The following is a 13,060-nucleotide window of genomic DNA, read 5'->3' as shown; positions in this document are numbered from 1 at the left end:
TTATAAAAAAACAACAGCGCCCCCGACGGAAAGATGATCTCTCCGCCGGGGGCACCAGCAAAACAACAAACTTTACAGCACCTTGGCCAGAAAATCTTTGAGGCGTTCGCTCTTGGGATGGGTAAAAAATTCCTGAGGGTTATTTTCCTCCACAATTTTTCCCGCATCCATAAAGATTACCCGTGTAGCCACCTCTCTGGCAAATCCCATCTCATGGGTAACCACCACCATGGTCATTCCTTCCTTGGCCAGGCTCCGCATAACTTCCAGCACTTCACCCACCATTTCAGGGTCCAGGGCAGAGGTAGGCTCATCAAAAAGCATCACTTCCGGCTGCATACACAAAGCCCGGACAATGGCGATACGCTGCTTCTGTCCGCCGGAGAGCTGAATGGGATAAGCGTTGGCCCGATCCTTCAGCCCTACCCGGTCCAACAGCCGGAGAGCAAGCTCCTCCGCCTCCTGCCGGGGCATTTTTTTCACCTTCATGGGAGCCAGCACCATATTCTCCAGGATGGTCAGGTGAGGGAACAAATTAAAATGCTGAAACACCATGCCCATCTTCTGGCGGTGCCGATTCAGATTCACCTTTTTGCCGGCGATGTCCACCCCTTCCACGATCACATGACCGGAAGTGGGCTCTTCCAACATATTCAGGCTCCGCAGAAAGGTGGATTTGCCGGAACCGGAAGGACCGACGATGACCACCACATCCCCTTTATGGATATCCAGACTGACATCGTTGAGAGCATGGATCTTGTTGCCGGCAAAGGACTTGCAAAGATTTTTGACCTCGATGAGATTACCGCTTGTCGCCACGGCTCATCCTCCTCTCGAAATACTGAATGACTTTGGATGTAGGCACAGTCAGGCAGAGATACAGAATGGTGACGATCACCAGCGGCTCTGCCGGCAGGAAGGACGCGCCCTGCACCAGCTTGGCGTTGTACATCAGCTCCTGCATTCCCAGCACCGAGCAGATGGAGGATTCCTTGATGATGGTAACAAATTCATTGGCAATGGCAGGCAGAATATTCTTGATCGCCTGAGGCAGCACGATATACCGCATATTCTGGGCCGCGGTCATACCCAAGGAGCGGGCAGCTTCCGTCTGGCCGTAATCGATACCCTGAATACCAGCCCGGATGATCTCGGAAACATAAGCGCCGCTGTTGAGAGACAGCGCGATAATACCGGGGATCAGCCGGTCTCCCTGCACAAAGCCGAACAGGGTAAACTGAGGAGCTTTCAGTCCCATGGTACCAAAAACCACATAGAACATCAGGTACAGCTGTACCAGCATAGGGGTGCCCCGGATAAACTCCACATACAGCTTGGCAAAGGTTTGCAGAATGCCCACCACGATCTTGCTGCCGGTGCTGCGGCCCGGTTTGGCAATACGGATAAGAGCCAGCACCAGAGCGATGACAAAACCGAAGGCCACCGTAAAGAAGGACAGCACCACTGTGTACAATACGCCCTGCTGGAAGTAGATGGCGTATTTTTCCATAGCCGCAAAATTCAAACTCATCTCTTTCAGGTTCTCCTTTCTTTCCCAGGGGGACACATGAAAAGCGGGTCCATTCCCCCTTTTCTGAGGGAGGAATGGACCGACTGACATTTACCCGGCTTTTGTTCAGCCTGCCGCCTGGGTGGAAAGCTCATTGGCCTCTTCCACAAACTTGGCCATATCACCATTGGCTACCACCTTGGTGATGACAGCATTGACAAAATCCAGCATCTCGGTGTTGCCCTTCTTGACAGCGACAGAGGAACCTTCCGCGTCAAAGGGAACCTCACAGAGGATCATCAGGTCATCCTGAGTCTTGACGTAGCCTTCGGCCACCACAGTTTCGATATAGGCCGCGTCGATCTTGTTGGACTTCAGCTCCATGATGATGGAGGGAACAGTCTGGAGGGAAACCAGAGCCGCTTCAGGGGTCTGCTCCTTGGCCAAGCCTTCCTGGATGGAACCAGTCTGAGCGCCTACGGACTTACCGGCGCCGAAGTCGGAAAGACCGGTGTACTTATCAGCATCCGCCTTCCGGATCATCAGGGACTGACCACCGGTGTAATACAGGCAGGACATATCAACAGCAGCCATTCTCTCAGGTGTGGGAGAGAAGCCGGCAATACCCAGATCAATGGTACCGGCGTTGAGCTCCATCAGGATGGAATCGAAGGAGATGTCCTTTACCTCAAACTCCACGCCCAGCTCATCAGCAATGGCCTGGCCCAGCGCCACATCAAAGCCTACGATCTTATCCACCCCATTGTCCAGGATGTGGAACTCATAGGGAGCAAAATCAGCGGAGGTGCCCATAACCAGCTTGCCCTCATTGGCCAGAGTGACTTTGGCGGCCAACTCGTCAATCTGAGCGTCCAGCGCAGCCATATCCACATTGGAAACATCAGGCATGGTGGGCACATCGGCAGTCTCCGCGGAGGCCTCGCTGGAAGCAGCCTCACTGGAAGCGGAAGCGGCTTCGCTGGAAGCAGCCTCACTGCTGGAAGCGGGAGCAGCCTCGCTGGAAGAGGAGGAGGCGGGAGTTTCGCTGCCGCCGCAGGCAGTCATGGACAGGATCATCATGGAAGCGAGCAAAATGCTCCAGAACTTTTTCATGGTATGTTTCTCCTTTATTCTTTCTTCTTTTCAAAGGTGTTGTTTAACAGAACGATCACAGAACCGGCAAAGCATCATCGGCTTCGTCGCAGTTCCAGGTGATAGAGGGGAGACATAACGTCCACTCCTTTGCTTCGGATAATTTTTATCCGGTTGATGTGTATGATTATACAACACAAAAGAGCGGTTGTAAAGGGCTTTTTTCCTGCTTTAGCAGAAAAACTACTGGTATTTCATCGGACAAAACTGTGAAATAAGTATAAAAATGAATTTTTAAGTAAATATTTATGCGAATATTCATGTATATCTCTTTTACAAGATCCATCAGCACCCTTCGTCCGTCCTGCCTGCCAATAACGGTCGTTTGGACAGCCCGCAGACTCGCTGTTCGCTGGTCATACAGGAATGAATCAACTTCTGCTCCTTGTCGTCAGCGGATGGTCATGAATCACCCTTTCCCCTCGTAAAATAGCAGGAGAGGAGAAAGGAGGACGCGTCATGGATTATGGAAAGCGAATCCGCTGCGGACTGGCGGCGGCAGCGATAACGCTCATTGGATCAGTGCTGTTGTCCCACCCGGCGTTGGAAGCCTTTTTGCCCCTGGACCAGACTGAACCGGTGGAAATGGTGGTACTGATGTATCACTCCATCCATTCCAATCCCAATAAAGCAGGCGATTATGTGATTACGCCGGATGCGCTGCGGCAGGATCTGGAGTTTTTGCAGCGGGAAGGATATGAGACCATCACCGTTTCCCAGCTGGTTGCCTATGTACGGGGTACAGGGGACCTGCCCGAAAAGCCGGTAATGCTCACCTTTGACGACGGTTATTATAATAATTATCTCAACGCCTTTCCGCTGCTCCAGGAATATGGGGCCAAAGCAGTCATCTCCATCATCGGCCGGGAGACAGACCGATATTCCCAGCTGGATGAGAACAAAGAAAATTACTCCCATCTCACCTGGGATCAAATTAAGGAGATGGAGGCTTCCGGTCTGGTGGAATTCCAGAACCACAGCTATGATCTGCACGGTCTGAACGGCGCCAGGCAGGGAGCTTCCAAAAAGCAGGGAGAAGGCACGGAGGAATACCGCCAGGTACTCCGGGAGGACCTGGGACAGCTGCAGCAGCGCTTTCAGGAAATGACAGGCCATATGCCCACCGCTTTCACCTATCCCTTTGGCAGGGTCAGCGAGGACAGCTATGCCGTGGTGTTGGAACTGGGCTTCTCTGCCTCACTGGATGCTCAGGGAAAGGTTTACAAGGTCATACAGGGCAACGAAAGCTGCCTCTACCGTATTCCCAGATACAACCGCCCCTGGGGAGTGACAGCGGAGCAGATCATCACCAAGGCTTTGGGTTAACGCCCGCTTTTCAGAAACCGTATCCCTCTTTTTTTACCAGCAACTAAAAAAGGGATACATAGAAGGCCCCGCCCAATGAAGCTTTTGATCAAAACATGATCTTGCTTCTCCTGTACACGGTGCGGCGCTGTGCGATCCGGTTCTTTTTGTTTCAAGGGAAATGATCAATCCCATTTCGTTTTTGTTGCCAACAGGTCATACCGTTCTGTGGCAGATCCGCCGGATAACGCCGTCGGCTGGTTCCTGCCGCCATATGCCATTTTCTCTCTTTTTCAAACCGGTTTTCCAGGCAATCCGGAAAAATGTCCCAAGGAGAATGCAGAACAATCTGCACATCCATCCCACAGCCTTCCCCTTTTCCATCTCTGAGGTTGTATCCAATTGGCCCGGGAGATATAATAGTAAAAAAGACCCCTTTCCCCGTAAAATCTGTTACGGAGCGGAAGGAGACAGGGGGCATCCGATGGAAAACATACAGCGGCAGCCGGTACGGGCAGTGGTGCTGGGCGGCGGCGGCGCCCGGGGAGCTTATGAAGTGGGCGTCTGGCAAGCCATGGCCGAACTGGGGATGGATTATCAGGTGGTTACCGGCACCTCAGTGGGAGCGCTCAACGGCGCGCTGATGGTTCAGCAGAATCTGGAGGGCGCACTGCATTTGTGGAACCACCTGGACAACAGCGATGTAATGAAAAATATGCCCGATCTGACAGCGGACAAAAACAGCCGTCTTGAAATTTACCGGAGCTTTTTTCGCCAGGTCATGCGGGAGGGAGGCGTAGATACCTCTCCCCTGGCCCGGCTGGTAAAGCAGTTGGTGGATGAACAGCAGCTGCGCCGTTCTTCCCGGGAGCTGGGAATCGTTACAGTGGACGTCAGCGCCAGACGGGCATTGGAGTTGTTCCTGCCGGAAATCCCACAGGGACATCTGGCGGATTATCTGCTGGCCTCCGCCGCCTGTTTTCCTTTTCTGCAAAGTAAGGAGATCGGCGGAGCTACCTTCGTGGACGGGGGCTACACCAACAATATTCCCATCAATCTTGCTCTGCGGGCCAGACAGACACCAGAAGAGATCATTGCCGTGGATGTGGAAGGAATCGGACTGGTGCGGCGTGTCCATACTCATATCCCGCTGCGCACCATCCGCTGCCATTGGGACCTGGGGGATCTGCTGATTTTTGACAGCGGCCGCAGCCGCCGGAACATTCGCCTGGGTTATCAGGATATGATGAAGGCTATGGGGCGCCTGGAGGGACACGCTTATACCTTCTCCGGGGGACAGCTGAAGCGGATGGCTGAAAGCAGACTGATGGGAATGTCCTCGCTGCTGATGACGGCCCTGGACAAAGCACTGCCCGAGGAGGGAAACAAGCTGCTGGGAAGGCTGACAGCGGAACGGCTGTTGGATGCCGCGGGAGAATCTCCCAAGGAGCAGCAGCCCACAGATATTCTTCTGGCTTCCTGCGAACTGGCCGCTGAATTGCTGGGGGTGGACCCACTGCCGGTGTATACTGCAGAGGAGTTTGAACAGGCTGTATTGGAGCGCCGCCAGCAGCTGGAGCCGGGGGATGGGGTTCCTGCATTGTCGGAAATTGGTCCGGCCCGGCTGAAAAAGGCGTTGGAGGGTCAGGGAAAGGAACAGCTGCTGCTGACAGTGGAGGCCCTGCTGCGCCGGGGGCTGTCGGAGGAAAAGGAGAAGAACCGGCTTCCGTGGCTGGCCGCCGCTTTTCCCCGGGAATACCTGGCGGCACTGTATCTGATCCTGTTGACATAAAAAGAAGGCCGGACCAGCCATACAGTACCCAAAAGCCTGTCCCTGAGTGAACAGGCTTTTATCATCAGATATTCCCCCTGGATTTTCCCATAGACCGGAAAGCGATACAAAATTGGATTGGCGGAAAACAGTCAAAACAACCCCTGCAAGGTAATGACAGCCTTGCAGGGGTTGTTTTCCTAAAAATATAAAACAAGGGGAGGATTTCCCATACAGGTTGACCTCCGGCGCACCCGCCTTTCTTCCCTGCTGAAAAATGGGACCGCTTCAGCTTTTTCCTTTTTCAGCCATGTCCTCCGGCTCATCCACCATGATCTGATAGTGGTCGATGCCCAGCCAGCGCCCGAATTTGAATCCCGCCTCCTGGATCCTGCCGCAGAAGGTAAAGCCCAGCCGCTGATGAAGACGGATACTGCCGGTATTCTCCGAGGTAATTACCGATATCACTGTATGAATGCCTGGGTCCCGGCGCGCTTCTTCCAGCAGCTTCTCCATCAGCGCCCGGCCGATTCCCTTTCCTCGCTGATCCTGCCGGACATAAACCGAAAGCTCCACCGTGGCGTCAAAGGCTTTTCTCTGGCGATAAGGGGACAGAGTGGCATAGGCCACCGCCTCTCCCGCCTCCTCCCACACCAGCAGACGATGGATTCCGTGATGGGCCCGGAACCACGCCTCCATTTCCTCGGGGGTGCGGGGATCCAGGTCAAAGGTGGCAACGGAATGCTCCACTTCATCATTATAAATGAGGCGCAGGGCCTCGATATCCTCTTCTCTGCCGAAACGGATCATAAAAACGTTCTCCTCCCGGATCAAATATCGCAGCGACGCGCAAAAAGGACGCTGAAAGCGCATCCGCACCTGTTGGGCCGCTATTCTCTTCTATCCCCCATGCAAAGGCCAAAAATGGACTGCCAAGTCTGCAAAATGAAAGCAGGATAGCACCTGTCTGAAGCTAAACTCCAGGCATCATCTGTTTTTACCTTGTCCAGCGCCTACCCGTTTGGTCACAGAGGGTAAATGGCTTTTTGAAATCCACAACTGCATCATTATAGCACGCTCCTTTTTCCCATACAAGAACCACCCGACGGATTCCAAGAGATACGTGGGGAGGACCTTTCGGAAAAACCTTTTCTTTCCTTTTTCTGCCCGCCGGCGCGGCCGAAACATTTTTCTTCGGTTTCAGGGTCATCCTACTGAAAAAAGCGTTCCGTTTTACAAACCAATGCCGGGAACAACTTTGGCTTGTCTCCCGTCCGTTTTGGACCGCCCAAAAGCTGTTAAAGGTTGCTTTTGGGGCTTTACATCTGCCGTTCCCCCCGGTAAAATGAAAGAAAAGAACCATCGAAAGGAAGGAATCCATATTATGATGGATGTTACTGCTATCGGCGAGCTGTTGGTGGACCTTACTGCCAGGACCACCGGAACCGACGGATACCCTGTTCTGGAAGCCCATCCAGGCGGGGCTCCCTGTAATTTTTTGGCAGCCTTATCCAGGTTCGGCGCCCGTACCGCCCTCATCGCAAAGGTGGGAGATGATACCTTCGGCCACCTGCTTGAGCAAACAGCTGCCGGATGCGGCATCGACACCCGCAATGTCCTGATCGACCCCGATGTTTTTACCACCCTCGCCTTTGTTACTCTGGATTCCACCGGCGACCGGAAATTCGCTTTCGCCCGCAAACCGGGCGCGGATACCTGTTTGCGCTGGGAAGAGATCGATCAACAGCTGCTGGGGGAAAGCCGCTTTGTTCACTTTGGTTCTCTTTCCCTGACCAATGAGCCTGCCCGGGATGCCACCCGCCGGGCCATTGCCTACAGCAAGGAGCATGGAGCCCTGATTACCTTTGACCCCAACCTTCGTCCTCCCCTCTGGGCAGATCTGGAGGAAGCCAAAGAGCAGATGCTTTACGGCCTTGCTCAGGCAGATATCGTTAAAATCAGCGAGGAAGAGGTCCGCTTCCTTTTTGATCTGGATGAGGTGGCAGGCGCCCGGCATATTCTGGAGCAGTTCGGCGTTTCTCTGGTGTTTGTCACTCTGGGAGCTGACGGCTGCTACTACGCCAATGCTCAGGCTCAGGGAAAGGTACCGGGATTTGTGATGAACACCGTGGATACCACCGGTGCTGGAGATATTTTCGGCGGCTCCGCACTGTCCCAGGTGCTGCGGCTGGGCAAACATCCCAAAGATCTGACAGGAGAAGAGCTGGAGCAGGTGGTTCGTTTTGCTTGTGCCTCCGCCGCCCTTTCCACCACTGTTTTCGGAGGAATTCCCAGCGTTCCTTCTCCGGAGGCGGTAGCGGAACTGCTGGCCACCCGCTGACAGCAAAGCAGAATTTCTTTCGTGGAGTAACCCTTCAAGGGCTCAAAATCATCATCAGGAAAAACATGAGGGGAGAGGCCGTGTGTCTCTCCCCTTTTCTTGTTCCAGCCGACAAAGCGGCTTTCCAATTCTTTCGGCATGGTCCCGCCGGGAATATGTATCATTTGCCGGATGCTCCAAAATCGGCTGAGAAAGCAATACCGTTGCTGCCATTTCCCTGGTACACATCTCAGGGTTTACATTCTGTGAACTTGGCCATCCATTCTTTGCACTCGCGTTCTGTTTCCTGCTGCTTTCTCCCCATGGAGCTTGCCGGAAAACTGACGGTCCAGCTTTTCTTCCTCAAACAGAAGGAAAACCTTCCTGTCAAAGAAAGATCCGCTGCATGAAAATCAAATAGCCTCCTTGCTTGAAAGCACCTATCCAAAAGGTGTGCGGCAATTTTGGGGGAAATCCTTTTTCACTTACAGGGCTTGCAATTTAAATACGGCAAGCTGACTTTTTCACCTCCTGTTTTCTTCCAGGATAAAGGGAGCAGGCAAATTTTGATGCCAGTGCTTGACAAGCTGGTTGTTCTATGATAAAATCAAGTTAGCATAAGCTAACCGATACAAAAGGAGGTTCCCATGAGCGTTGTCATCGTCGGCGGTAATGAACGTATGGAGTGTCAATACCGGCAAATCTGCAAACAATTCGGATACAAGGCCAAGGTTTTTACCAAAATGCCTGCTGATTTCAAAAAGCAAATTGGCCGCCCCGATCTGGTGGTGCTGTTCACCAATACCGTTTCACACAAAATGGTAGGCAGTGCGGTGCAGGAAGCCACCCGACAAAACTGTCCCATCGCCCGGTGCCACAGCAGCAGCGCCTGCGCTCTGCGGGAACTGCTCCACTGTCATTGTTCCCAGTGCCCATCCTGTGAAGGTTGTTCCTGCTGCCCACAAGTTAGCAATAACTAACTAAAGAGTGATTTTTTATCCTCCCGCGTCCTACAGGAAAAAGCACCGGTTTTATTCATTGCCTTCCCATTGTTTTTCACTGTCATTTCTACAGGAGGTCCTTTATGTGCCGTCATCTGGAGGAAGGTCTCGCCTTCCACTGCGCCCCCGCCCTGGCCGGAATCAAGCCCGCCAACCTGATTTCCTGCGCCAAAGCCGATTGTCCCAACTTTGCCGCATTGGTGGAGGAGTATAATCAGGCGCTCAACAGCCGTGATATCTATTTCCAGGTCCTGTCCCAGCTGGAGAGAAGCTATCTGCTGCTGGTTTATCGCCGCCGCCAGCTTTCCGCCCAGCTGGAACGTCCCGAAATCGCCCAGCTGCTCAGTGAGGCGGGATATCCCACTGGATGTCCCCTGGCAGCACAGCTGGAGCGTCTGGGCCGCCGCCTGGCGGAACAGAAAGAAGGCTTTCCCCATGAGATCGGGCTGTTTTTGGGCTATCCCCCAGAGGATGTGACCGGATTTCTGCGTCATGGCGGCAAAAATTGCCTGCTGTGCGGTCATTGGAAGGTATACGCCCATCCCGAACAAGCCCGTGAGTTGTTCCGGCGTTATGACAAATGCAGGGACGCATTGTGCAGGCGGGTGGCCTTGGGTATGTCCATCTCGCAGCTGTTCCAGGCGGCATAAAAAAACGGGAGGTACTTTTTATGAGTAAAATCGCTGTCATTTACTGGTCCCAGACCGGCAACACCGAGGCAATGGCCCAGGCCATCGCTCAGGGCGCAACAGATGCTGGAGCTGATGTTTCCCTGCTGACGGTGGAAGAGACCACCCCGGAGCAGGCTCTTGCCTTTGACGTACTGGCTCTGGGCTGCCCGGCCATGGGAGCAGAGGTACTGGAGGAGGATGTCTTTGAGCCCTTCTTCACCCAGCTGGAAGGAAATCTGTCCGGGAAAAAGGTGGCGCTGTTCGGCTCTTATGGCTGGGGTGACGGTCAGTGGATGCGGGACTGGCAGGAACGAACCTCCGCTTGCGGAGCACAGCTGTTCCGGGGGGAAGGGCTGATGATCAATGAAACCCCTGATGACCAGGGATTGGCTGACTGCCAGGCTTTTGGCCGGGAACTTGCTTCCTTCTGATTACCGCAATCCTCTCCAATTTCATGAGAGCCTTTCTGTTTTTGCACGGAAGATCTTAGTCTCTTAAAAATATTGGCTGAATATCGGATAAAGTAAAAAGCCCACTGTTTGATTTTTGCAAAGCGGCATACACCTTGTCAGCAGGTATCCTGAAACAACTGAAAGCCCTCTTTCCTGGTTGGAGCTTTTCCACCGGAAAGAGGGCTTTTTGCTTTTCATTTTTTCAGACCAATAAAGGAAATCAAAAGGGAATGAAGATCTTCCCCTCGCCTTTCATTCCTTCGTCTTCTTTGCCATCATCCCACCGCAGGGGGAAGCCCCTTCAGGAAGCCGGTGAAGGATTTTTTTATAGACATCCAGTATGGTCGTCTCCTCCAGCCGGCGGCGGCACAGGGCGTCCAGGTCATTGTAGATGTCATCCATCACCTCCGCCATCCCGGAGGAAATCATACAGGGCTGATCCTGCCGTCCGGAACGCCAGGAGGCGGAAACCAACCTTCCCTGTACCGCTTCATCTACCTGGCGCAGGTTGATCTTCTCCGCCGGACAGCACAAACGGTATCCTCCCACATTTCCTTCCCGGGTGGCTACCAGTCCCGCTTTTTTCAGGCAGGACAGCACCTTCCGCACCCGGGCCGGATTGGTGCAGACATTCTGCGCCAACACCTCGCTGGAGACCATCTCCCCCCGATGGTGCAGATAGACCAGACTGTGAACCGCAATGGCAAATTCACTGGTCATCTTTCTTCTCCCCTTTCTCACATACCAGAGACCGCCAGGAATCCCACGCAAATCCTATATGCAGCAGCAAAAGTCCTCCATAAACAAGCAGCGTGCGCTCCGGCGTCAGCGCGCAGGCGATGCCGGTAAACTGCTGCCGCAGGCTGAGGATCAGCCGCCATCCGTAAAAGAGCGAGATGGCCAGATAGCCGCCCACATCCCACCGGAAGCCGTGGCGGTGCAGGCGGAACAGATTGAGCAGCAGCACTGCCGCGGCAGCTGCCAGCCCCAAAAATGAAAGTATTGTGGACAAAAGAAAATAGCTGTTCATTTCTCTTTCTCCTTTGAAGGGCAGGAAAAGGTGGAGCAGATGGCGCCGTGGGGACAAGCTCTCCGGCAATCTCCGCAGCGGATGCACTCCATGGAATTGGGCTTGCGCCATACAGGGATATCCAGCTTGCAGGCCCGCTGACAAGCGCCGCAGGAGGTGCATTTCTCCTCATCCACCCGCAGCCGGTAAAAAGCGATGGGATTGAACAGGCCGTAAATCACTCCCAGGGGGCAGAGATACCGGCAGAAAGGACGGTACACCACAATGGACAACAGCACCACCACTGCCAGAATCAGACCTTTCCAGGCAAAAAGCCATCCCACGGCTGCCTGCAAAGCAGGATTGGTCGCCACCAGGGGCAGACCGGCGGTGAGGGTTCCGGAAGGACAAACATACTTGCAGAACCAAGGGTCTCCCTGACCGATGATATCCACCACAAACAGCGGCAGCAGGATAACAAACAGCGCCAGCAATACCACTTTCAGCCAGCGCAGCCACCGATCCCCCGGAAGCTTCCGCAGCTTTTTGGGAAAGGGGATCTTATGGAGCAGATCCTGCACCAGGCCAAAGGGACACAGCCAGCCGCAAACAAAGCGGCCAAACACCGCCCCCACCATCATCAAAAATCCCAGAATGTAAAAAGAGAACTTGTAATTACGGCTGCCCAGCACCGCCTGCAGGGAACCGATGGGGCAGGAGCCCAGCGCGCCGGGACAGGAATAGCAGTTAAGCCCCGGCACACAGATGGCCTTGGTAGAGCCGGTATAAATTTTCCCTTTGAAAAATCCCGCGGCGTAGCCGTTGGTCAGTGCGGTGAAGCACACCTGAACCCACAGCCGCAGCCGCTTTCCGGCAGAGGAAAACACTTTACCCAACACCGATACACTCCAGACACAAATTGATTGCTTTGGTCAGCACTGTATCCGCTTCACCCCGGGCAATGCCGATGAGAAAAAAGACCAGCCCGCACGCAAAGACCACCAGCGCAGGCAGGTTCCGGCGCAGGGGGGTCATCCCTGAACCTCCGCCAGCAGCTCCTCAATGATCTCGGACCATTCTTCCTTGCTGCGGGCACCCAGATAAGATTCTCCCACCTGATTGCCCTCGCTGTCCACAAAAACCGTCTCCGGAACACCGGTAACATAGATCAGCTTGTTCATCAGCAGATCCGTAGACGGAAGAAGGTGGGTATAGGAGGCGCCGGTCTTTTCCACCACTTCCTTTGCCAATGCCACCTGCTCCTCATTATAGGTCAGGTCCTGGTTGAGAACATCCACAACTATTCCTACGATCTGAAAGTTTTGATCGGCATATTGGGTGTTAAGCTCTCCCAGGTCCGGCATCTCATCAAGGCAGGGGCCGCAGAAAGTAGCCCAGATATTCACCATGGTCAGGTCATGTCCTTCAAAGATGGTCTGGTCCACCGCATTGCCTTCCAGATCCTCGCTGGTAAAGGTCTCCCCAAACACCGGAGTAACTTCGGCAACAGAACTCTCCTCCTGGGAGCCGCTCTCCTCAGACGCTTCCTGAGAGGGCGCGCTGGGAGAAGTGCTTTGTGCATCGGACTGCTGGCTGGAGGAAGAAGCGGTTTGTCCGCCGCAGGCTCCCAGCATCAGCGCCAGAGCCATGGCCACGGCCACAAAAGACAGTCTGTGTCTATGGTTTTTCATCAGTCAGAACCTCCTGTTTTGTCATCGAATTTTTTACAGAATCGAAACTGGACCCATTCAATCAGAAAAGGCTGCCTTTTAAAGCCCGCATACGCTGCTGCCGCCCCACAACGCTGCCAACAGCAAAAGTCCTATGGTCAGCAGCATGGCCAGGCTTCGGAGAAAATCGTATTTCATG

The 13,060-nt window shown here is 53.9% G+C and carries 16 protein-coding genes; 6 read left to right on the top strand and 10 right to left on the bottom strand.

Features of this window, described 5'->3' with window-relative positions; genetic code table 11:
* Nucleotides 1-72 precede the first annotated feature (72 nt).
* The 3 genes from BQ5383_RS12260 to BQ5383_RS12250 all read right to left on the bottom strand — a co-directional run bounded on the left by BQ5383_RS12260 (nucleotide 73) and on the right by BQ5383_RS12250 (nucleotide 2,623).
* Nucleotides 73-819 carry an amino acid ABC transporter ATP-binding protein gene (locus tag BQ5383_RS12260; protein WP_071432391.1) on the bottom strand — a complete coding sequence of 249 codons (747 nt, stop codon included), beginning with the start codon at nucleotides 817-819 and terminating at the stop codon, nucleotides 73-75.
* Nucleotides 803-1,525, bottom strand: coding sequence for an amino acid ABC transporter permease (locus BQ5383_RS12255; RefSeq protein ID WP_071435064.1), 723 nt, complete (start codon nucleotides 1,523-1,525; stop codon nucleotides 803-805). The genes BQ5383_RS12260 and BQ5383_RS12255 overlap by 17 nt, the downstream gene beginning before the upstream one ends.
* A gap of 111 nt (nucleotides 1,526-1,636) precedes the next feature.
* The gene (locus BQ5383_RS12250) at nucleotides 1,637-2,623 is read right to left on the bottom strand and encodes a transporter substrate-binding domain-containing protein (RefSeq protein WP_083389954.1); all 987 of its coding nucleotides are present in this window, start codon (nucleotides 2,621-2,623) and stop codon (nucleotides 1,637-1,639) included.
* A 498-nt stretch (nucleotides 2,624-3,121) separates the two neighbouring features.
* Between BQ5383_RS12250 and BQ5383_RS12245 the strand changes: the two genes are divergently transcribed.
* Entirely contained in the window at nucleotides 3,122-3,988 is an 867-nt protein-coding gene (locus BQ5383_RS12245; RefSeq protein WP_071432389.1) for a polysaccharide deacetylase family protein, read from the top strand.
* Nucleotides 3,989-4,139: 151 nt separating this feature from the next.
* Here the strand turns inward: BQ5383_RS12245 and BQ5383_RS21165 are convergent, their stop codons facing one another.
* Complete coding sequence (locus BQ5383_RS21165) at nucleotides 4,140-4,328, bottom strand: hypothetical protein (RefSeq protein WP_071432387.1); 189 nt, start codon at nucleotides 4,326-4,328, stop codon at nucleotides 4,140-4,142.
* Between the two features lie 123 nt (nucleotides 4,329-4,451).
* Between BQ5383_RS21165 and BQ5383_RS12235 the strand changes: the two genes are divergently transcribed.
* Nucleotides 4,452-5,759 carry a patatin-like phospholipase family protein gene (locus BQ5383_RS12235; protein ID WP_172724627.1) on the top strand — a complete coding sequence of 436 codons (1,308 nt, stop codon included), beginning with the start codon at nucleotides 4,452-4,454 and terminating at the stop codon, nucleotides 5,757-5,759.
* A gap of 267 nt (nucleotides 5,760-6,026) precedes the next feature.
* Here BQ5383_RS12235 and BQ5383_RS12230 read toward each other — a convergent pair whose 3' ends face one another.
* Nucleotides 6,027-6,548: a GNAT family N-acetyltransferase gene (locus tag BQ5383_RS12230; RefSeq protein ID WP_071432383.1), complete on the bottom strand. Its 522-nt coding sequence runs from the start codon at nucleotides 6,546-6,548 to the stop codon at nucleotides 6,027-6,029.
* A 574-nt stretch (nucleotides 6,549-7,122) separates the two neighbouring features.
* Between BQ5383_RS12230 and BQ5383_RS12225 the strand changes: the two genes are divergently transcribed.
* From BQ5383_RS12225 to BQ5383_RS12205, 4 genes are all read left to right on the top strand, one after another.
* Nucleotides 7,123-8,079 (top strand): carbohydrate kinase family protein, encoded by a 957-nt coding sequence (locus BQ5383_RS12225; protein WP_071432381.1) that lies wholly within the window; start codon nucleotides 7,123-7,125, stop codon nucleotides 8,077-8,079.
* A gap of 626 nt (nucleotides 8,080-8,705) precedes the next feature.
* On the top strand, nucleotides 8,706-9,038 hold the full coding sequence (locus BQ5383_RS12215) for a DUF2325 domain-containing protein (protein ID WP_071432377.1): 333 nt from the start codon (nucleotides 8,706-8,708) through the stop codon (nucleotides 9,036-9,038).
* A gap of 104 nt (nucleotides 9,039-9,142) precedes the next feature.
* Nucleotides 9,143-9,709: a DUF3793 family protein gene (locus tag BQ5383_RS12210; RefSeq protein ID WP_071432375.1), complete on the top strand. Its 567-nt coding sequence runs from the start codon at nucleotides 9,143-9,145 to the stop codon at nucleotides 9,707-9,709.
* Nucleotides 9,710-9,729: 20 nt separating this feature from the next.
* Complete coding sequence (locus BQ5383_RS12205) at nucleotides 9,730-10,161, top strand: flavodoxin (protein WP_071432373.1); 432 nt, start codon at nucleotides 9,730-9,732, stop codon at nucleotides 10,159-10,161.
* A gap of 273 nt (nucleotides 10,162-10,434) precedes the next feature.
* Here BQ5383_RS12205 and BQ5383_RS12200 read toward each other — a convergent pair whose 3' ends face one another.
* The 5 genes from BQ5383_RS12200 to BQ5383_RS12180 are packed head-to-tail and all read right to left on the bottom strand — an operon-like array spanning nucleotide 10,435 to nucleotide 12,882.
* A complete protein-coding gene (locus BQ5383_RS12200) occupies nucleotides 10,435-10,902 on the bottom strand; it encodes an RrF2 family transcriptional regulator (RefSeq protein ID WP_071432371.1) in 468 nt (155 codons plus the stop codon).
* Nucleotides 10,892-11,212 carry a hypothetical protein gene (locus tag BQ5383_RS12195; RefSeq protein WP_071432370.1) on the bottom strand — a complete coding sequence of 107 codons (321 nt, stop codon included), beginning with the start codon at nucleotides 11,210-11,212 and terminating at the stop codon, nucleotides 10,892-10,894. The genes BQ5383_RS12200 and BQ5383_RS12195 overlap by 11 nt, the downstream gene beginning before the upstream one ends.
* A complete protein-coding gene (locus tag BQ5383_RS12190) occupies nucleotides 11,209-12,087 on the bottom strand; it encodes a 4Fe-4S binding protein (protein ID WP_071432368.1) in 879 nt (292 codons plus the stop codon). The genes BQ5383_RS12195 and BQ5383_RS12190 overlap by 4 nt, the downstream gene beginning before the upstream one ends.
* Nucleotides 12,080-12,226: a CD1871A family CXXC motif-containing protein gene (locus BQ5383_RS12185; RefSeq protein ID WP_071432366.1), complete on the bottom strand. Its 147-nt coding sequence runs from the start codon at nucleotides 12,224-12,226 to the stop codon at nucleotides 12,080-12,082. The genes BQ5383_RS12190 and BQ5383_RS12185 overlap by 8 nt, the downstream gene beginning before the upstream one ends.
* Nucleotides 12,223-12,882 (bottom strand): TlpA family protein disulfide reductase, encoded by a 660-nt coding sequence (locus tag BQ5383_RS12180; RefSeq protein WP_071432364.1) that lies wholly within the window; start codon nucleotides 12,880-12,882, stop codon nucleotides 12,223-12,225. The genes BQ5383_RS12185 and BQ5383_RS12180 overlap by 4 nt, the downstream gene beginning before the upstream one ends.
* Nucleotides 12,883-13,060: the final 178 nt, after the last annotated feature.

Origin of the sequence: Angelakisella massiliensis (genome assembly GCF_900104675.1) — a bacterium.
GTDB classification, from domain to species: Bacteria; Bacillota; Clostridia; order Oscillospirales; family Ruminococcaceae; genus Angelakisella; species Angelakisella massiliensis.
Note: the sequence above shows the minus strand (reverse complement) of the source record. Positions and strands in the feature narration are given on the sequence as shown.